General features: G+C 54.4%; 14 protein-coding genes and 1 riboswitch. Of the genes, 5 read left to right on the top strand and 9 right to left on the bottom strand.

Annotated features, from left to right (window positions below):
* Positions 1–28 precede the first annotated feature (28 nt).
* A complete protein-coding gene (plsB, locus tag EHV07_RS01100) occupies positions 29–2,458 on the top strand; it encodes a glycerol-3-phosphate 1-O-acyltransferase PlsB (RefSeq protein ID WP_147200488.1) in 2,430 nt (809 codons plus the stop codon).
* Between the two features lie 180 nt (positions 2,459–2,638).
* Here plsB and ubiA read toward each other — a convergent pair whose 3' ends face one another.
* The 8 genes from ubiA to pgi form a co-directional block, all read right to left on the bottom strand.
* The gene (gene ubiA / locus EHV07_RS01095) at positions 2,639–3,523 is read right to left on the bottom strand and encodes a 4-hydroxybenzoate octaprenyltransferase (protein ID WP_147194040.1); all 885 of its coding nucleotides are present in this window, start codon (positions 3,521–3,523) and stop codon (positions 2,639–2,641) included.
* A gap of 1 nt (position 3,524) precedes the next feature.
* A complete protein-coding gene (gene ubiC, locus EHV07_RS01090; RefSeq protein ID WP_147194038.1) occupies positions 3,525–4,052 on the bottom strand; it encodes a chorismate lyase in 528 nt (175 codons plus the stop codon).
* Positions 4,053–4,162: 110 nt separating this feature from the next.
* Positions 4,163–4,561, bottom strand: a complete 399-nt coding sequence (gene psiE, locus EHV07_RS01085) for a phosphate-starvation-inducible protein PsiE (protein ID WP_147194036.1) — start codon at positions 4,559–4,561, stop codon at positions 4,163–4,165.
* A gap of 297 nt (positions 4,562–4,858) precedes the next feature.
* Entirely contained in the window at positions 4,859–6,955 is a 2,097-nt protein-coding gene (locus tag EHV07_RS01080; RefSeq protein ID WP_147194034.1) for a YjbH domain-containing protein, read from the bottom strand.
* Positions 6,955–7,707, bottom strand: a complete 753-nt coding sequence (locus EHV07_RS01075) for a capsule biosynthesis GfcC D2 domain-containing protein (protein ID WP_147194032.1) — start codon at positions 7,705–7,707, stop codon at positions 6,955–6,957. Before EHV07_RS01075 ends, EHV07_RS01080 begins: the two co-directional genes overlap by 1 nt.
* A complete protein-coding gene (locus tag EHV07_RS01070) occupies positions 7,704–8,351 on the bottom strand; it encodes a YjbF family lipoprotein (RefSeq protein WP_147194030.1) in 648 nt (215 codons plus the stop codon). The genes EHV07_RS01075 and EHV07_RS01070 overlap by 4 nt, the downstream gene beginning before the upstream one ends.
* A 78-nt stretch (positions 8,352–8,429) precedes the next feature.
* Positions 8,430–8,678 (bottom strand): exopolysaccharide production protein YjbE, encoded by a 249-nt coding sequence (yjbE, locus tag EHV07_RS01065; protein ID WP_147194028.1) that lies wholly within the window; start codon positions 8,676–8,678, stop codon positions 8,430–8,432.
* 657 nt (positions 8,679–9,335) lie between these two features.
* On the bottom strand, positions 9,336–10,985 hold the full coding sequence (gene pgi, locus EHV07_RS01060; RefSeq protein ID WP_147194026.1) for a glucose-6-phosphate isomerase: 1,650 nt from the start codon (positions 10,983–10,985) through the stop codon (positions 9,336–9,338).
* Positions 10,986–11,200: 215 nt separating this feature from the next.
* Here pgi and EHV07_RS01055 point away from each other — a divergent pair, with 215 nt between their 5' ends.
* The 4 genes from EHV07_RS01055 (at position 11,201) to panS (ending at position 16,854) form a co-directional block, all read left to right on the top strand.
* Complete coding sequence (locus EHV07_RS01055; RefSeq protein ID WP_147194024.1) at positions 11,201–13,003, top strand: sodium:proton antiporter; 1,803 nt, start codon at positions 11,201–11,203, stop codon at positions 13,001–13,003.
* Positions 13,004–13,055: 52 nt separating this feature from the next.
* A riboswitch (Lysine riboswitch) is annotated at positions 13,056–13,366 on the top strand.
* 95 nt (positions 13,367–13,461) lie between these two features.
* On the top strand, positions 13,462–14,814 hold the full coding sequence (gene lysC / locus EHV07_RS01050) for a lysine-sensitive aspartokinase 3 (RefSeq protein WP_147194022.1): 1,353 nt from the start codon (positions 13,462–13,464) through the stop codon (positions 14,812–14,814).
* Between the two features lie 268 nt (positions 14,815–15,082).
* Positions 15,083–15,775: an aquaporin Z gene (gene aqpZ, locus EHV07_RS01045; protein WP_147194021.1), complete on the top strand. Its 693-nt coding sequence runs from the start codon at positions 15,083–15,085 to the stop codon at positions 15,773–15,775.
* A gap of 161 nt (positions 15,776–15,936) precedes the next feature.
* Positions 15,937–16,854 carry a ketopantoate/pantoate/pantothenate transporter PanS gene (gene panS / locus EHV07_RS01040; RefSeq protein ID WP_147194019.1) on the top strand — a complete coding sequence of 306 codons (918 nt, stop codon included), beginning with the start codon at positions 15,937–15,939 and terminating at the stop codon, positions 16,852–16,854.
* A 172-nt stretch (positions 16,855–17,026) separates the two neighbouring features.
* Here panS and EHV07_RS01035 read toward each other — a convergent pair whose 3' ends face one another.
* Entirely contained in the window at positions 17,027–18,652 is a 1,626-nt protein-coding gene (locus EHV07_RS01035; RefSeq protein WP_147194017.1) for a Na/Pi cotransporter family protein, read from the bottom strand.
* Positions 18,653–18,678: the final 26 nt, after the last annotated feature.

The raw sequence follows: 18,678 nt of genomic DNA, 5'->3' as shown, positions 1-18,678 counted from the left end.
TTTGCTAACAAGAGGCTTCATGTTGTCTATGTCAGGTTGGCGTAACTTATATTATAACTTATTGAATTTACCCGTTAAATTTCTGGTAAAGAGTAAGGCGATCCCCGCCGAGCCGGTCGCTGAACTGGGACTCGATACGTCGCGTCCTATTATGTACGTGCTGCCGTACGATTCAAAGGCCGATCTGCTGGCGCTGCGTGAGCAATGCCGCAAAGAGGATCTGCCCGATCCGCTGGATCCGTTAGAAATCGACGGTACGGTGTTGCCACGTCATGTGTTTATCCATGATGGCCCACGCGTGTTCCCTTACTTTGTGCCAAATCTGGAATCGGTCAAGCTGTTCCATGAGTACCTGGATCTGCACCGCAGCAACCCGCTGCTCGATGTGCAGATGGTGCCCGTTTCCGTCATGTTTGGCCGTGCGCCAGGCCGCGAAGTACAAGGGGATGAGCAACCGCATCTGCGCGTGTTGAACGGCATCCAAAAGTTCTTTGCCGTCCTGTGGCTGGGACGCGACAGCTTTGTGCGTTTCTCACCCATGGTCTCTCTACGCCGTATGGCGACGGAACATGGCACTGACAAATCTATCGCGCAGAAGCTGGCTCGCGTAGCCCGTATGCACTTCGCTCGTCAGCGACTGGCTGCGGTTGGCCCGCGCCTGCCGGTACGTCAGGATCTGTTCAGCAAGCTGCTCCAGTCCAAAGCCATTGCCAAAGCGGTGGAAGATGAAGCGCGCAGCAAGAAAATTTCCCACGAAAAAGCCCAGCAGAATGCCGTTGAGCTGATGGAAGAGATCGCCGCCGACTTCTCTTATGAGGCGATCCGTCTTACGGACCGCATCATGGGCTGGACGTGGAGCAAGCTCTATCAGGGCATTAACGTTAATGGCGGTGAACGCGTGCGTCAGCTGGCACAGGACGGCCACGAAATCGTCTATGTTCCCTGCCATCGCAGCCACATGGACTATTTGCTGCTTTCGTACGTGCTTTATCACCAGGGTTTGGTGCCGCCGCACATCGCTGCCGGCATCAATCTTAATTTCTGGCCTGCCGGTCCGATCTTCCGCCGTCTGGGCGCCTTCTTTATCCGTCGTACCTTTAAAGGCAACAAGCTCTATTCCACCGTCTTCCGCGAATATCTGGGCGAGCTGTTCACCCGTGGCTATTCGGTCGAGTACTTTGTTGAAGGCGGGCGTTCCCGTACCGGTCGCCTGCTGGATCCGAAAACCGGCACGCTGTCGATGACGATTCAGGCGATGCTGCGCGGCGGTAATCGTCCTATCACGCTGGTGCCTATCTACATCGGCTATGAGCACGTGATGGAAGTGGGAACCTACGCGAAAGAGCTGCGCGGTGCGACTAAAGAGAAAGAAGGCTTTATGCAGATGCTGCGCGGCCTGCGTAAGCTGCGCAACCTGGGTCAGGGCTATGTGAACTTCGGTGAACCGCTGCCGCTGGTCAATTACCTCAACACCCATGTGCCCGAGTGGCGCGACTCTATCGATCCTATCGAGGCACAACGTCCGGCCTGGCTGACGCCAGCGGTGAATGACATTGCTCAAAGCGTGATGGTGCGAATTAACAACGCTGGTGCGGCAAACGCCATGAACCTGTGCGTTACCGCCCTGCTGGCTTCACGGCAGCGTTCACTGACCCGCGAGCAGCTGACGGAACAGCTGGACTGCTACGTACAGCTACTGCGTAACGTGCCTTACTCGCCAGACTCAACCGTGCCGGACATGACGCCAGAAGCGTTGCTGGACCATGCCCTGAGCATGAATAAGTTTGAGATTGAGCAGGACAACATTGGTGAAATCATCGTTCTGCCACGCGAGCAGGCGGTGCTGATGACCTATTACCGCAATAACATTCACCATATGCTGGTGATGCCGTCGATCATTGCAGTGATGCTGATGCAGCATCGCGAACTGAGCCGTGCAGAGCTATTGCGCCAGGTCAGCGTTATTTACCCAATGCTGAAAAGCGAGCTGTTCCTGCACTGGAACAAAGAAGATCTGCCAGGCGTACTGGATGCGTTGGTTAGCGAGATGGCCCGTCAGGGCTTGCTGACTGCCGACGAGCAAACGCAGACGCTGCGTCTCAGCCCGGCACATTTCCACACGCTTCAGCTGCTGGCAGCTGGCGTGCGTGAAACGCTACAGCGCTATGCCATCACCTTCTCAATCCTCAGCGCAAACCCGTCGATAAACCGCGGTACGCTGGAGAAAGAGAGCCGGACAATGGCTCAGCGTCTGTCAGTGCTGCACGGCATCAACGCGCCAGAGTTCTTCGATAAAGCAGTGTTCTCGACGTTAGTGCTGACGCTGCGCGATGAAGGCTATATCAGTGATACTGGCGATGCGTTGTACGAGCAAACGCATAAGGTTTACCAGATGCTGGCCGATCTGATTTCGCAGGAAGTGAGAATGACGATTGAAAGCGCGCTCGTGCACGAGTAGCTGAGCGTTTTGACTGCTGAGAAACGCGAGCCTGGAACAAAGCGCGCTGGGCCATGGACGGCTCAGGATGAGCTGCCACGGATGCCGCTTTTTGCGTCTTTGTGAAAGGCTCGTGTTTTTGTGCCAGCACTATGCCAGCACCTTCAGGGCCTTAGACGGCCCTTTTTTATTGCCTGAAATTTAAAGCCAGTTGGCGAGCGGTGCGCTGCTCAGTGCAATACCGATAAACAGTACCAGACCCACGTAGTTGTTATTCAGAAAAGCCTGGAAGCAGGCTTCACGTTCTCGTGCGGCAATCAGCCTCTGCTGATGGAGGAACAGCGCGCCGGCCAGCAGTAATGTCCAGTAAAAAGGCCCGCCCAACTGCATCATCCAGCCAATCAGCGCCATCAGCACCAGCGTGGCAAACTGCAACAGTCCGATAATCAGCTTATCGAAACGTCCAAACAGAATAGCCGTTGATTTAACGCCAATTTTCAAGTCGTCGTCCCGATCCACCATCGCATATTGCGTGTCGTACGCGACGGTCCAACAGATATTGGCAAGGAACAGCAGCCAGCATGCAAGCGGCACCGATTCGCTTACCGCAGCCCAGCCCATTGGAATCGCCCAACCAAATGCCGCGCCGAGCACCACCTGAGGCAGATGGGTATAACGCTTCATAAAAGGATAAACCCAGGCCAGCGCCAGCCCGCCAAACGACAGCAGAATAGTCATGGTATTCATGGTCAGCACCAGACAGAATGAGACCAGCACCAGTCCGGCAAACAGCAGTTTTGCCTCTTTCGAACTGACGGCACCGCTTGGCATTGGGCGCTGCTGCGTCCGCTTCACGTGTCCATCGATTTTACGGTCGGCAAAATCATTCACCACACAGCCTGCGGCACGCATAAAAAATACGCCCAGCACAAACACCACCAGCACGTTCAGCGGCGGAATTTTCAGGTCAGCCAGCCACAGCGCCCATAAGGTCGGCCATAGCAGCAGCAGCGATCCAATCGGCTTATCAATACGCATCAGACGGCTGTAGGCCTGGAATTTATTCACGGGTAAAGACTTCTCCATACTACGGGTTCCTTTCGGCCTGCGATGCCCGATAAAGCGGTGCTGGCGGTAAAAACAGTTCAGTCAGTAACAGCGGTTTGCCGGAGAGACGCAGCAGTGAGCGACGTCCCCACAGACCATCAATTCGTCCCGGCTCAATAAAGTCGCGGCTCAGGCTTGACGAGGTAAACAGGTAGCGGCCCAGGGGGCGGGTGCCCAACTGTTGTAGCATCTGTTCCGGCCCCTGCAACGTAGATTCAGGCAGAACCGTTCGCGCAGCCAGCCAGGGTTCACCATCGCCGCACAGCAGGATCTCTCGCAACCAGTAGCGCGACGCCAGTGGCAGTAAAAGCGCTTCGGGTGCCGCTTCCTCTGCACTGATAAAGCCTTCCCGCACGATTTCAACCGTCACTTTTTGACAGTGACGCTCAAAACGGCGGGTCATTGAATCCTCCTCAAGAAGCCAGTCCAGCACGGAAGCGGGCAATTCAGGTGAGGAGACAGGTAGCCATTCGATGGCGCGCAGTTGTGTTAGCGCGTGCTCGGCCATTGCGCTTCTCCGGGCAAAATTAGGGTGCCCTAGTGTAACGCAGAGCTGAAGAGAGAACACAGAATGCCGGTCTGAATTAGTTTGAAAGGCCTCTCAGAACGGCACCACGGCTACTCTCTTTTCAAGCGGTTGCTGTTCGCCAGCCACAGCGTGACGACCAGAATCAGGATGGCAATAGAATAAGCCAGCGTATCGAACGGGTTTTTATGGTCGACGATAATCAGGCGGATAATCGCCGTGATGCCGATATACACAAAGTAGCGCAGCGGAAAATGGTAGCCGGACTGGAAATATTTCACGATCAGCGCAATAAACTCGAAATAGAGAAAGTAAATTACGATCCCTTCAATCAGCAGATAGGAAGAGGTTTGCTCACCCGTATTCAACAGGACATTGGCGAGATGAAAGGTTTCCTTTCCTAAAAAAATAGCCAAAATGCAGGCCAGAAAAATCAGTCCTACATTCAGGACCATTTGTAATACCCAGGCAATACGCGTGGCGGTAATCATGCAAACATCCTCTGAAGTCACGTTGACATGCCAGAACAAGCCTTCTGACAGGCACAATATGCTTTAGTGTGAGCAAGTTCACAAGTTCTGCCGTATGGCGCGAGGCAAGACGAAGAATGGGCACAAGACGGCTGACACACTCAAAGGGCGAGGAACATGATTCTGAGACACAGCGTCCCGGGCCAGGGACGGCCCAGCCCGGACGCCGCTCTTTACATCTTTGTGGAACAGGTTTCGCGTCAGCGCTATGTTAACAATCTCAGGGCGAATCGCTTCGCCCCTCAAACGGCTGACAAACTAGCGGAAATCTTTATCCCGATCGGTCGTCATATCATACAGCTGGTATTTACGACCCAGCATCTGGCCACCGTCACGCGTTAGCGGCGTCCAGTTAACCTGTGCACGACCACGCGTTGGCGTCGCGGTAAACAGATCCATTGGAATCGAAATATAGAAGCCTTTGGTGAAGTCACCCTCGCCATATTCTTCTGCCGAAACGTTGGTTTTGGTCGCGTAAGCCCCCACAATCACGCCGCTGTCGAACTGACGTGAAATATCGACGGTTGCGCCTTTATCTTCTGCCAGATATTGCCCAACGCTCGCCTTCACCAGAACCTGGTGGTTGAAGAAGGAAGGACGCCAGTAGGCTGTCAGATTACCGACTTTCGCATTGTAGTCGGTGAACTGCATCATATTGTCCCAGTCACGCTGCTTCACGTAGTTGGCATCAACACCGAACGCCCAGTCAGAGTCAAGCGGACGATAAAGCACTTCGCCCCCAACGCCGCCGTACATGGTTTCCAGATAACCGCCGTATACCTGCCCATAGAAGCCGTTGCCAAGCGCATGCATATAGTTGGCTTGCAGGTTATTCACGTAAACGTTGTTTTCTACGTAGTCACGAATATGGGTACGAACACGCGGCAGCGAAGAGTCCGCAGGTGCGCCGTTATAAGTAAACTTATCGTAGTTGTTGGTCAGGTTGCCAAATACGCTGCCGTCGATCAGTAAGTGATCGGTCAGCCAGTAGCTGGCGCTGCCCATGACTCCCAGCTGGTACAGATAGAAGCTTTCCGGGCCGCCGACGGACTGGTTAAGCACCGGCGACAGGCTATAGCTGAAGCGGTCTGCATCAATGTAGTAACCCTGCTCGGTATGGCCTGGATCGACAGGTTCTACGCGCTTCTGATCGAGCATTTTTTCTTTGCCCAGCGGATACCCTTCCAGCTGCTGGCGAAGGCTGTCGACGTCAGTTTCGGTCGTCACCTGAGGCATGTGGCTACGGGTTTCAGTCACGCTGAGTTTAGTGACATTTGCCGGCAGGTTGTTCATCAGGATCAGGTTAGCGCGATCGACGCCTTCCTGAGTATTACGGTATTTCGACTGCTGACCGGTCACATACATCGTATCGCCGTTTACCTGCACGTCCGGGCCATTCAGACCCGCATTATATTTCAGGTCGGTCAGCTGATTAGCAACAACGGTCGGCTCCAGAAACTCGCCCTGAGGCTGAGGCTTATAAGCGGGCTTCGGCGAGTCGATGGAGGCGGTGTGCAAATCGTTAAAGTTGGTACGCAGCGTGAAGCCTGCCATCAGCGTATTACCGCGCTCATAGCTGACGTTGACGTCTGCCCAATCGGTAATGCGGTAGATCGCCCCTACGTTGACCTTGCTTTTCTGCTCCAGGCGACCGGCGAAATCATCCTGATAATCGTTGCCTTCATATTCCACTTTCAAACGCAGCGGCTGCCACGGCGTCTGATATTCGATACCGCCAAAAATAGCGGCTGGCCCCTTAAAGAGGTCTTTGTCGCTCACTGAGCCTGCGGTGCCGTTAGTATTAGAGCGGTAGCAATAGCTGCTGTCGGCCTGACAGAACGGGTTTTTCACCGTACCGCTGTTGCCGAGATAACCAAAGCCCAGTCCCATGGTGAAATCAAACGGTCCCCACGCTTTGGTGGCCACCAGATATTCACTGTCGAACAAGCCCGTACCGCCGAGGTCTTTTGCCCCAACGGAAACTTCCGGCAGCCAGTAGCCTTCCTGCCACAGACGCGCTTTCAGATCGAAGGCCTTATCTTTATAGCTCTGGGTACCGCTGAAGCTGTCCACGGCGCTGTAGCGACGGGTTTTCACATCGGTATAGCGGATGGTGGCTTCCAGCCAGGGAAACAGCTGCACTGAAGAAGAATAGAAACGATATTGATCGTTATAGCGATAGTTCAGGCTGAATTCGCCATCTTTTGCCATTCGCGCCGTCGGCACCTGTAACAGACCCACGCCGCCGAAATCGGACTGTGAAGGCCCCACGGGATCGGGATAGGTGGCAGCCTGAGCCTGACAGGCGCAGGCAACAGATATCGCCAGCAGGCTGAGAAGATAGGTTTTTTTCATCAGTCAGGGATCCGGTGCGTCAAGACAGAAACAATCTGCTGGTTAAGATCGGGTTGATCTGGCAGCGACCATGAAGATAAGCCGACGTAAATCGTGCTGCCTGCCTCAGGCTCAACGTGACGGCGGTTCCAGTAAGCAACCGGCACCTCCTGCACTTTGCCCTCGGGCGAAATCAGCACGATAAAATTACGCTCGGCACCGCTCAGATTTGGGTGCGCGTCGAGGTAATCCACCACGCTGTGTCCCGCTACCCATGGCGTTTTGCCACTGCCGCTGACCACACCGGCAATTCTGATCGTGCCCGGCTTTTGCAGGGTATAAACGCTGTAGTCACCTTCCAGCCGACGATTCTCTTCCGGGCGGATACGCACCCAGTCCGGATCCAGATTGGCGAGCTGCCGACCGGTGACTTTCACCTCGGCAATTTGCTGCCAGAGGTTATCGACCACGGCCGCTTTCTCAGCATCGTTATCGGCACGCAGCTCACTGCTCCAGCTTTTCAGCCGTGCCAGCAGCTGCTGCTGTTCCTGCACCGCTACCGCCGTCGCCAGCTTTTCGCTGATGACCGTACCGGGCCACCAGGTTTTGCCATTTAAGGCCGGGCTGGCGACCAGCTGTGACAGATTCTGCGCATGGCTGATGACGGCAGTTTGCGTTTGGCCCGGAGAGTAAACGGTGACCTGGCTGTCCGCATGGGCGCTCAGCGCCGTGCAGGCCGTAAGTCCTGCGAGGAGTAATGTTATTTTTTTCATGATTTCGCAGGCTTCAGAATGGTGGTTTCTATGAAGAACTTGTCGCCGCCCAGCGATTGCTGCGCCTGGCGAACCTGCCCGGTGGTCGTATCAATCCAGAAGGTGTTTGTCCAGGACTTGCCGCTAACAGGCAGCGTGACTTCTTCCTGCCAGACGCGACAGGCTACGCGATTCCCGGCCAGCGTCAGTACTTCATCCGGTTGACGATTAAAGCGTGAGACGGCAGTTCCCGCACGGAACTTACCGGCTTCAGACCAGCTGAGCGTACGCGTCCAGCTTGCGCCTTCCGTCAGATGCAAAGCATCCGCCAGCGGATCCTGCTCAAGATTGGTCACTTCAGACAGGTTGTCGCTCAGTCCCGCGGTTTTAACCAGGCGGCCATGCTGAGTAACTAACATCGAACGGTCACGAGTTACCCATTTTTGCTGGCCATTTTCGTCAAAGCCCAGCACAACAAAAATGCGCTGTCCCTGATTAAGACGCAGGTACATGCTGGCATAAGGCAGGCTCTGTACCTGTTCATCACTTACCTGGACATCATCAGGGCCCAGAAGCGCGAGTTTTACCGTCTCGGTCAGGCCTTTTTGTGTTTGAGTACAGCCCTGGAGAAACAGGCATAAGAACAGCAGTGGAATGTAGCGCACCGGTGAGTCCCTGAATAAAAGTCTGACAATCTCAAAAAATAACCACACGAGCGTGTGGTTATGATTAATTAACCGAACTTAGCGAGTTGTACTCGTTGTGGTTGTGGTGGTGGTTCCGGTATTAGAACCGTTGCCGCCGCTGCTTGCTGCCAGCGCAACGCCAACCAGTGCGCCAAGCGCACCCACACCCACTGCCGTGGTCGTCCCGGCGGAAAGCGTTCCCGCAGAGGCGCCCGCAGCGGCACCCGCTTCTTCAGTCGCGGCGAACGCGGCAGAAGCACTTGCTAAGTACACGATGGCTGCAGCAGCACATAAGACTTTTTTCATACACTTTCCCTTCATTAAATGAATGGATAACCCGCCTGAAGGGTTTCAGGCGGGGTCATTATAAGGCAATAAATTACCAGAATTCAGGGCAGTAACGAGGGGCGAAGCGAAGGATTTTTCCTGACAATAGCGGGACGTTTTTAAGCCAACGAAGCGACATTTGACCGGATATTGTGATATCGCGCTATTTATGACTGGATTAGCACCGCAATTTAGCGCCATTAACTAACAATTCTGATTAAAGAGCGGTTTCAGGCGGAAAAACACCCTTTTGGCCCTTATTAACCATAAAGACGCCATATTTCATGATGTTAACCTTTTCATTACTGCTTTCTCACCCGAAAACAGCCGTGACGGATTAAGAATTGTCCGTCCGTTTTTTTGCTTATTTGGCAGTATTTTAGGAATATCCTTAACCCCTGCCTTGCCATTTCAGCAATGAATGGTGGTAAAGGAAATGCGTTTTTGTGCTTTCTTCGGGCTGGCACCGCGCCTGATGCGCCTAAAAGCAGGAAGGGTATTTCTGTCAATCAGGACCAAAAATAGTTAAAGGTGGATCTGATTGTTGTTTTAAAACGCACGGCATAAAAAACAGCAAGGCCGGAGATGTTGCCTCCGGCCCCGTAAACTGAGAATTAGCCTATGCTAAATACCGCATTAACCGCGCCAGTTTTTATAGAGATTAATCAATCCGTTAGTTGAGCTGTCGTGGCTGCTGACCTGCTCGCTGCCGGATAGCTCAGGCAGAATACGGTTAGCCAGCTGTTTACCTAACTCTACGCCCCACTGATCGAAGGTGAAGATGTTAAGAATCACGCCCTGAGTAAAGATCTTGTGTTCATACAGCGCAATCAACGCGCCCAGACTGAACGGCGTGATGTCGCGCAGCAGAATAGAGTTGGTTGGACGGTTGCCTTCGAACACTTTAAACGGAACGATATGCTCAACGGCCTTCGCTTCCTGGCCCGCATCGGCAAACTCTTTTTCAACGGTTTCGCGAGACTTACCAAACGCCAGCGCTTCGGTCTGAGCAAAGAAGTTCGACAGCAGCTTGGCGTGATGATCGCCCAGCTTGTTATGGCTGTTCGCTGGCGCAATGAAATCACACGGAACCAGTTTGGTGCCCTGATGGATCAGCTGGTAGAAAGCATGCTGACCGTTGGTACCCGGCTCGCCCCAGATAATCGGGCCCGTTTCGTAGGAAACAGGATTGCCGTTGCGATCGACATATTTGCCGTTCGATTCCATGTTGCCCTGCTGGAAATAAGCGGCAAAGCGGTGCATGTACTGATCGTAAGGCAGGATCGCTTCGGTTTCCGCACCGAAGAAATTGTTATACCAGATTCCAATCAGCGCCAGAATCACCGGCAGGTTCTGCTCGGCAGGCGTGGTTGAGAAGTGGTTGTCCATGGCGTGCGCGCCGCTTAACAGCTTTTCGAAATTATCAAAGCCGATGGACAGAATGATCGACAGACCGATCGCTGACCAGAGCGAGTAACGCCCGCCAACCCAGTCCCAAAACTCGAACATATTCGCCGTATCAATACCAAATTCACCGACTGCTTTAGCATTGGTAGAGAGTGCGGCAAAGTGCTTCGCGACGTGTTGCTCATCGCCTGCCGCTTTCAGGAACCAGTCGCGCGCGCTGTGGGCGTTGGTCATGGTTTCCTGGGTGGTGAAGGTTTTTGACGCCACCAGGAACAGCGTGGTTTCCGGGTTAAGATCTTTTACCGTTTCCGCAATGTGCGTGCCGTCAACGTTGGAGACGAAATGCATATTAAGGTGGTTTTTATACGGACGCAGCGCCTCTGTGACCATGAACGGACCCAGATCCGAGCCGCCGATACCGATATTGACCACGTCGGTAATCGGCTTGCCGGTATAGCCTTTCCATTCACCGCTAATAATGCGCTCAGAGAAAGATTTCATCTTCTCCAGTACCGCATTCACTTCCGGCATAACGTCTTTGCCGTCCACCTTGATTGGCGTATTGCTACGGTTACGCAGCGCGACGTGCAGTACGGCGCGATCTTCGGTGCGGTTAATTTTCTCGCCAGAGAACATGGACTTGATGGCGCCCTGTAGATCGGTTTCTTTTGCCAGGTCCTGGAGCTTCGCCAGCGTTTCACTGGTAATGCGGTTTTTAGAGAAGTCCACCAGCATCAGATCGTCGAAGGTGGCAGAAAAATTCGCGAAACGGTTGCCATCTTTGGCGAACAGATCGGCGATTTGTACCTCTTTCATCTCTTCAAAATGCTGCTGCAACGCTTGCCAGGCAGCGGTTTGTGTCGGATTGATATTTTTCATAGCAACACACTCTTTTTTATTTAAGAACCGTAAATCAGACCGGACGCCATGTTACCTGTTACCTGCTTGCCGCTCGCCTTTTCCTGCAACAGGTGACAGCTATCGGGAGAGAAGTTTTCCTCCCTTTTGCCCGGGGCTATTTATAATTCAGGCGGCGGGACGATGCCCGATGCGTTTCAGTATGACTATTCTTGCCCTTTAAAGGAAAAATTTTTATGGTGCTTTCTGCCCCACTCCTGTTGGTTATCATTGGATTAAGTTCGCTGGTAGCCCAGTGGCTGGCCTGGTTGCTGCGTCTGCCCGCAATTTTGCCGCTGCTGGTTTTCGGCATTCTCCTGGGGCCGGTCGGACATGTTTTGCAGCCGGATGCGCTGTTCGGGGCGCTGTTGTTCCCTCTCGTTTCGCTGTCGGTGGCGATTATTCTGTTCGAGGGCGCGTTAACGCTGCGCTTCGATGAAATCCGTGGCCTGGGCAAGGTTGTACGTAATCTGGTGACGATCGGCATGCTGGTCACTTTTCTGGCGATTGGCATAACCTGCTGGCTGCTGCTCAACTTTCCGCCTGAACTGGCGGCGCTGGTCGGTGCCGTGACGGTCGTTACCGGGCCGACGGTGATTGCGCCGCTGATGCGCGTGGTGCGCCCCAATAAAGCCATTAACCAAATCCTGCGCTGGGAAGGTATCGTTATCGATCCGGTGGGCGCTATTTTTACGCTGCTGGTCTTTGAATTCATTGTGCTACAGCAAAAAGCGGAGTCGCTGGCGCATCTGTTCTGGACGTTTGGCCTGACCGTGGTGGTTGGCGCCATTGGCGGCGTGCTGTTTGGCTGGCTGATGGGCCTGGCTTTAAAACGCGTCTGGCTGCCCGGCTATCTGCAAAATTTCGCGGTACTGGCCGTGATGCTAACCGCTTTCGGCGTGTCCAACGCCATCGCAGACGAGTCGGGCCTGTTAACCGTTACGGTAATGGGCATCTGGCTGGCTAACATGCATGATGTCGATTTGAATGAGATTATTGCCTTTAAAGAAGAGCTATCGGCACTGTTGATCTCCGCGCTGTTTATCATTCTGGCTGCCAGACTGGACCTCAACGCACTGCTGGCGATGGGGTGGCCATTGGTCGGCCTGCTGCTGGTGGTGCAGTTTATCGCCCGCCCGCTTTGTATCCTGTTTTCCACCTGGGGATCGCAGCTGTCGTGGCGCGATAAACTGTTACTGAGCTGGATTTCTCCTCGCGGTATTGTCGCGGCGGCGGTTAGCTCGCTGTTTGCTCTGACGCTGGAAAAGACCGGATATGAGGGCGCCAGTAAGCTGGTAACGGTGGTATTTGCGGTGATTATCGGCACCGTGGTGTTGCAAAGCCTGACCAGCGCATTTTTAGCGCGTGTGCTGCGTGTGCAGCAACGTGAGCCTCGCGGCATTCTGATTATTGGTGCCAACAGCGTCGCTCGTGCCTTGGCCGCCGCACTGCAAAAATTGGATTTGCCGGTGCTGGTGACCGACAGCAGCTGGGAATATTACCGTCTGGCAAGAATGGAAGGCATTCCGGCCTATTATGGCAACGCCTGGTCAGATCATGCGGAGAACTTCCTCGATCTCAGCGAAACCGCACAGGTTCTTGCCCTCTCGCCGAATCGTCATCAGAATGCTTTGGCCGTTTATCACTTCAGCCATATTTTCGGTAACGACAACGTGGCGGCTGTTCGCTCAGGTGCCACGCTGCGAGGCCGCCGCGACAGCGAAAGCCCACGCTTCCGCCGTCATGAAGTGTTATTCAGTCAGGAATCAACCTATGCCCGCCTCAGTAGCCTGCTGGCAAAAGGCGGCGTCATTAAAGCCACCGGACTGAGCGAAAACTTCGGCTGGCAGGAATACCTGGAAAAGAACCAGACGGCGGTACTGCTTTTTGTACAGGATGCGCAGGGCAAGCTGAAAGTGCATGATGGTAAGCCGCCCAAACTGCCCTGCACGGTTATTGCGCTGGTGCAAAGTGAAGAATCCTCAAAGACCGGGGATTGACAGCGAAGCAATAACCCGGTATTTCTGGGCGGCTAGCTGCGCATCTGATGCGCAGGCCAGAAGAGGCGCGTCGCCCAGGCAGTGTGTTGGAGGAACCGAATCCCGAGAAAACACACCATGGGGTGCGACGCCGAGGTACAAACCATGCGGATGGTGCGTATCGGCTACAGGGGCTGAATCCTCTGGGTTGTCACCAGGCTCGTTCGCTAATCGAACGATCCCTACCAGATTAATTGACGCTGTACGCGGGCGGCACGTTAAGGCATTTCAATCGGCTTATTGTGAGCGATTCCAGTGCATTAACCTGGCCAACCCATGCGGCGTTAAGTAAGCAGGTATGCAAGGTGGGGCGCTTCTGGGTGACTCGTAGTAAGCCCCTTTCTACGTATGCCCCGTTTCCGCTCTTCCCTTGTGCCAAGGCTGATAGAATTTAACCTGACACGAGGTATGTCAAGTCTATGTCCCAATCATTGATCGTGGCGAAATTTGGCGGCACCAGCGTTGCCGATTTTACTGCCATGAACCGAAGCGCCGACGTGGTGCTGTCCGATCCGAACACGCGTCTGGTGGTGCTCTCCGCTTCTGCGGGCGTTACCAACCTGCTTGTTTCTCTGGCTGAAGGTCAGGAGCAGGAGCAGCGCGCTTACCTGCTGGATGAGATCCGCCGGATTCAGTACGCGATTGTCGATCGGCTCTCACAGCCGGACGTCATCCGTGAAGAAGTCGACCGCGTGATGGAGAACATTACGATGTTGTCCGAAGCCGCCGCACTCGCGACGTCAACCGCGCTGACGGATGAGCTGGTTAGCCACGGCGAGCTGATGTCCAGCCTGCTGTTCGTTGAAATCCTGCGCCAGCGTAGCGTCAATGCCCAGTGGTTTGACGTGCGTAAAGTTTTACGGACTAACGATCGCTTTGGCCGCGCCGAGCCGGATGTCAGTCTGCTCTCTGAGCTAACCCAGGCTCAGCTCGCCCCACGCCTTGCCGACGCGCTGATTGTCACTCAGGGCTTTATTGGTAGCGAAGCCAAAGGACGCACCACGACGTTGGGACGCGGTGGCAGCGACTATACCGCGGCGCTGCTGGGCGAAGCGCTGCATGCCAGCCGCATTGATATCTGGACCGATGTGCCGGGCATTTACACTACCGATCCTCGCGTGGTGCCAACCGCAAAACGCATCGACGAAATTACCTTTGAAGAAGCGGCTGAGATGGCGACTTTCGGTGCCAAAGTCCTGCATCCAGCAACCTTGTTGCCTGCGGTTCGTAGCGATATCCCGGTTTTTGTCGGTTCAAGTAAAGATCCTGCCGCCGGCGGTACGCGCGTCTGCAATGAAACACAGAATCCGCCGCTATTCCGCGCGCTGGCATTACGCCGCCGACAAACGCTGCTCACGCTGCACAGCCTCAACATGTTGCATGCACGTGGTTTCCTGGTGGAAGTGTTCACCATTTTGGCTCGCCATAACATTTCCGTTGACCTGATTACCACTTCAGAAGTGAGCATCGCGCTGACGCTGGATACCACAGGATCGACCTCGACCGGTGACAGTTTACTGACTCAGGCGTTGCTGACCGAACTTTCCTCGCTGTGCCGGGTGGAAGTGGAAGAAAACCTGGCGCTGGTGGCATTGATTGGCAACAAGCTGTCGCAGGCTTGTGGCGTCGGTAAAGAGGTCTTTGGCGTGCTTGAGCCTTTCAATCTGCGTCTGATTTGTTACGGTGCCAGCAGCTACAACCTGTGCTTCCTGGTGCCGGGCAACGATGCCGAGCAGGTCGTACGGGCATTGCACCGAAATCTGTTCGAGTAGCCGCTGCGGCCGACCTTTCCAGGTTTGTGAGTAACAACTAACCCCGCGCTTCGGCGTGGGGTTTTGTTTTTTCTGCACCACGATCGGCGCGGTGCTGACCTGCCACAACCTCATTTGACCGCCGTTACTTAATTGATCTAACGCAATTTACTCTGCATTAATCAGGCTTAAACCCGTGCTGTCCGCATATTCTCTCGCTCGTTGATTTTCCGGTTGGATTCACCAGGGATAATTGCGGCGTTAAATCAAATAAACGAGGATAGAGTAAATGCGTAAGTATATGGCAGAGGTACTGGGGACGTTTGTTCTGGTGCTCGGAGGATGTGGCAGCGCAGTATTAGCCGCAGCCTTTCCTGAATTGGGAATTGGCTTCGCCGGTGTGGCACTGGCGTTTGGCTTAACCGTATTGGTGATGGCTTTTGCCGTTGGCCATATTTCAGGTGGCCATTTTAATCCTGCCGTCACGTTTGGCCTGTGGGCGGGCGGACGTTTTCCCGGCTCGCGGGTGGCAGGTTATATCGTGGCTCAGGTTATTGGCGGTATTGTCGCGGCAGGCGTGCTTTATCTCATCGCCAGCGGTCAGGCTTCTTTCGACGCCGTAGCCAGCGGTTTCGCTTCAAATGGCTACGGTGAGCATTCACCAGGCGGCTTTTCACTGCTGTCCGGTATGATTACCGAAGGCGTGCTCACCGCGATCTTCCTGATTGTGATTATGGGTGCGACCGATAAACGTGCGCCCGCAGGTTTTGCGCCGATTGCCATTGGCCTGGCGCTAACGCTGATTCATTTGATCAGCATTCCGGTAACTAACACTTCAGTCAACCCGGCTCGCAGCACCGCCGTCGCCATTTTCCAGGGTGGATGGGCGTTGGATCAGCTGTGGATGTTCTGGTTGCTGCCCATCGTGGGGGGTATTGCAGGCGGTTTGATCTACCGGGGCCTGCTGGCAAGTAAAGCGTAATCGTTGTGCCGTGCGGGTTAAATGTTAACCCGCAATCTCCCTTCCACCCGCCTTATTCTTTTGCAATAGTGTTATGATTCAACGCCTGTTTTTCCCCCGTTCCGGGCAAAACATCCGGCCTCACGCATAAAATCGACACAACATCAAAAGGAAGTCTGGCTATGCTTGCCACTGTTACTCGTCTGTTCCCGCTGTGGGCAGTCCTGCTCTCTGTCGCCGCTTATTACACGCCTGAAACGTTTTTAGGCATTGGTCCCTGGGTAACCTATCTGCTCATGCTCATTATGTTTGGCATGGGCGTAACGCTGAATATCAACGATTTTAAACGGGTGCTGACGCGTCCGGCCCCGGTCATTGCCGGGACGTTTCTGCACTATCTGGTGATGCCGCTGGCGGCATGGCTGCTGGCTAAACTGTTCCATATGCCGCCCGATTTATCCGCGGGCATGATTCTGGTGGGCAGCGTTGCCAGCGGAACGGCATCGAACGTGATGATTTACCTCGCAAAAGGCGACGTGGCGCTTTCAGTTACCATCTCTTCCGTCTCCGCACTGGTGGGCGTTTTCGCCACGCCGTTGCTCACCAAACTCTATGTGGATACCCATATTCAGGTTGATGTGGTCGGCATGCTGTTAAGCATTGTGAAAATCGTCGTGGTGCCAATCAGCATCGGCCTGATTGTTCACCATACAATGAACAGCGTGGTCAGGCGCGTGGAGCCCTGGCTGCCTGCGTTTTCGATGGTCTGTATTCTGCTCATTATCAGCGCCGTCGTTGCGGGCAGCCAGGGCTTTATCGGCTCGGTAGGTCTGATGGTGATTGCGGCGGTTATTATGCATAACGCAATTGGGCTGCTCGGTGGCTACTGGGGCGGCAAGCTGTTTGGCTTTGATGAGTCAACCTGCCGTACGCTGGCACTGGAAGTGGGCATGCAGAATTCAGGCCTGGCAGCAACGTTAGGAAAACTCTATTTTTCACCGCTGGCCGCACTGCCGGGCGCGCTGTTCTCAGTCTGGCATAATTTGTCGGGTTCGCTGCTGGCAGGCTACTGGTCCGGCAAGCCAATCGACAAGAAATAGTTTCTCTCTGCTCCTTCTTCTCTCACTTAATGCCAGGGCGGCTCACTCCCTAAAGCAGGAGGAACACGGGCCATGGACGGCCCGTGTCGAGCTGGCTGGGCCGCCGCTTTTTGCCTCTTTCTGGATGGCCCATGTTCCTCCCACCAGCACTATAACACCAGCCGTCGCCCGTCTACTCCTCATCGCGCTCATCATCAGGCTGTTCCAGCACGCTGTAAGCAACGGCGCAAAACAGCGAGTTCAGACGCTTCATATCCCCCAGCAGGCCTAAGTGCAGAGAACTGGTTTCGATGCTCTGCACATTTTGCTGATGCAGGCGATCGACGTGTTTGTGTGAATAGCGACGATTAGTAATGCGGAAACGGTGCTTGGCGCGGCGAAGTCGCTTAGCGCTGGTGATATCGCGAGAGAGGAATACCGAGAGGCTCAGGCGCAGGTTAGCGGTGAGCTGCTCCAGTAACGCATTTAATTCATTCAGACCTTCAACAGAAAAGGCGCGGCGAGCAGTTAACGACTTGTCTGCAACGTCAGCGCTCATACGCTCAAGGATATCGCCCGCCATTTCCAGGTTAAGCGCCATCTCAATAATTTCCGCCCAGCGGCGGGAATCTTCTTCCGGCAAATCTTCCTTCGGCATTTGCGCCAGATAGAGTTTGAGCGCCGTATAAAGGACGTCGGCATCGTCATCCAGCTTACGGATTTCCCGTTCTTCGCGCAGTTCACCGCCCACGACTTTGCTGAACGTTGCCAACATCTGCTCCAGCACATCTCCCAGCCGCAAAGTTTCCCGCGAGGCATTCGCCAGCGCCAGTGCAGGCGTATCAAGCGCGCTGGTATCCAGATGCTTAGGCTTAAGACGAAGCTCCGTTTCCGCGTCTTCCCCAATCAGTCGCTGACACAGGCCGGCCATTGCTCCGGCAAAAGGCACCATAATCAGGCAGCGGATCAGGTTGTAGAAAACATGGAAGAAGATCACCAACTCTTCATCATTTACCGGCAGTTTTTGCAACCACTCCGCCAGCACATCAATAAAAGGCAGGACGATGAGTGAACCGATAAATTTAAACAGCAGGCTGCCCAGCGCCACTCGTTTACCGGCCGCGTTAGAAGTGCTGTTATTGAGCATCGCCAGCAGACCACTTCCCAGATTCGCGCCAATAACCAGACACAGCGCCACTTTGAACGAGATAACCGCAGTTGCGGTAAGCGTGGCGGTAATCAGCACTGCGGCAAGGCTGGAATAGCTGATGATGGCGAACACGGCACCGATTAAGGCGTCCAGCAAAACGTCGCCCGTCAGCGAGGAGAACAGAACTTTCACGCCTGCCGCGTGGGTAATTGGCGTGGCCGCTGCCACAATCAGCTGGAGCGCCAGCAGAATCAGCCCTAAACCGATACTCGTTCGGCCAAGCTGCCCCGCCCGCGTTTGTTTACGGCCGAGGAAGAACACCACGCCAAAGAAGATGAAAAGAGGAGAAAGCCAGGAAAGATCGAACGTCAGCAGGCGGGCCATCAGTGCCGTGCCGACATCGGCACCAAGAATAATCACCAGTGCGGGCGTAAGCCCTACCAGCTCCTGGGCGACAAAAGAAGTCACCAGCAAAGTAGTGGCATTGCTGCTTTGCACCAGTGCGGTAACACCAATGCCGGCAACAAATGCCATGGGTTTTTTTGCCACGCTGCGGCTGAGCACACGACGTAAATCGGCGCCGTACACACGCATAATCCCGGTCCGGACAATGTGCGTGCCCCAAACCAGTAGCGCGATGGCGGAAAGTAAATTAAGCAGGGTTAGCACCAGTATTGACCTCTTCGCTTCTTAAC

It is taken from the genome of Pantoea sp. CCBC3-3-1 (assembly GCF_007981265.1).
Classification (GTDB): Bacteria; Pseudomonadota; Gammaproteobacteria; order Enterobacterales; family Enterobacteriaceae; genus Erwinia.
Note: the sequence above shows the minus strand (reverse complement) of the source record. Positions and strands in the feature narration are given on the sequence as shown.

What these genes read in the sequence shown, in the direction of transcription:
- panS (WP_147194019.1), top strand. Translation starts at nt 15,937, where the DNA reads ATGCTTGCCACTGTTACTCGTCTGTTCCCGCTGTGGGCAGTCCTGCTC.
- ubiA (WP_147194040.1), bottom strand. Translation starts at nt 3,523, where the DNA reads ATGGAGAAGTCTTTACCCGTGAATAAATTCCAGGCCTACAGCCGTCTG.
- yjbE (WP_147194028.1), bottom strand. Translation starts at nt 8,678, where the DNA reads ATGAAAAAAGTCTTATGTGCTGCTGCAGCCATCGTGTACTTAGCAAGT.
- EHV07_RS01080 (WP_147194034.1), bottom strand. Translation starts at nt 6,955, where the DNA reads ATGAAAAAAACCTATCTTCTCAGCCTGCTGGCGATATCTGTTGCCTGC.
- ubiC (WP_147194038.1), bottom strand. Translation starts at nt 4,052, where the DNA reads ATGGCCGAGCACGCGCTAACACAACTGCGCGCCATCGAATGGCTACCT.
- EHV07_RS01055 (WP_147194024.1), top strand. Translation starts at nt 11,201, where the DNA reads ATGGTGCTTTCTGCCCCACTCCTGTTGGTTATCATTGGATTAAGTTCG.
- lysC (WP_147194022.1), top strand. Translation starts at nt 13,462, where the DNA reads ATGTCCCAATCATTGATCGTGGCGAAATTTGGCGGCACCAGCGTTGCC.
- plsB (WP_147200488.1), top strand. Translation starts at nt 29, where the DNA reads ATGTCAGGTTGGCGTAACTTATATTATAACTTATTGAATTTACCCGTT.
- EHV07_RS01075 (WP_147194032.1), bottom strand. Translation starts at nt 7,707, where the DNA reads ATGAAAAAAATAACATTACTCCTCGCAGGACTTACGGCCTGCACGGCG.
- psiE (WP_147194036.1), bottom strand. Translation starts at nt 4,561, where the DNA reads ATGATTACCGCCACGCGTATTGCCTGGGTATTACAAATGGTCCTGAAT.
- aqpZ (WP_147194021.1), top strand. Translation starts at nt 15,083, where the DNA reads ATGCGTAAGTATATGGCAGAGGTACTGGGGACGTTTGTTCTGGTGCTC.
- pgi (WP_147194026.1), bottom strand. Translation starts at nt 10,985, where the DNA reads ATGAAAAATATCAATCCGACACAAACCGCTGCCTGGCAAGCGTTGCAG.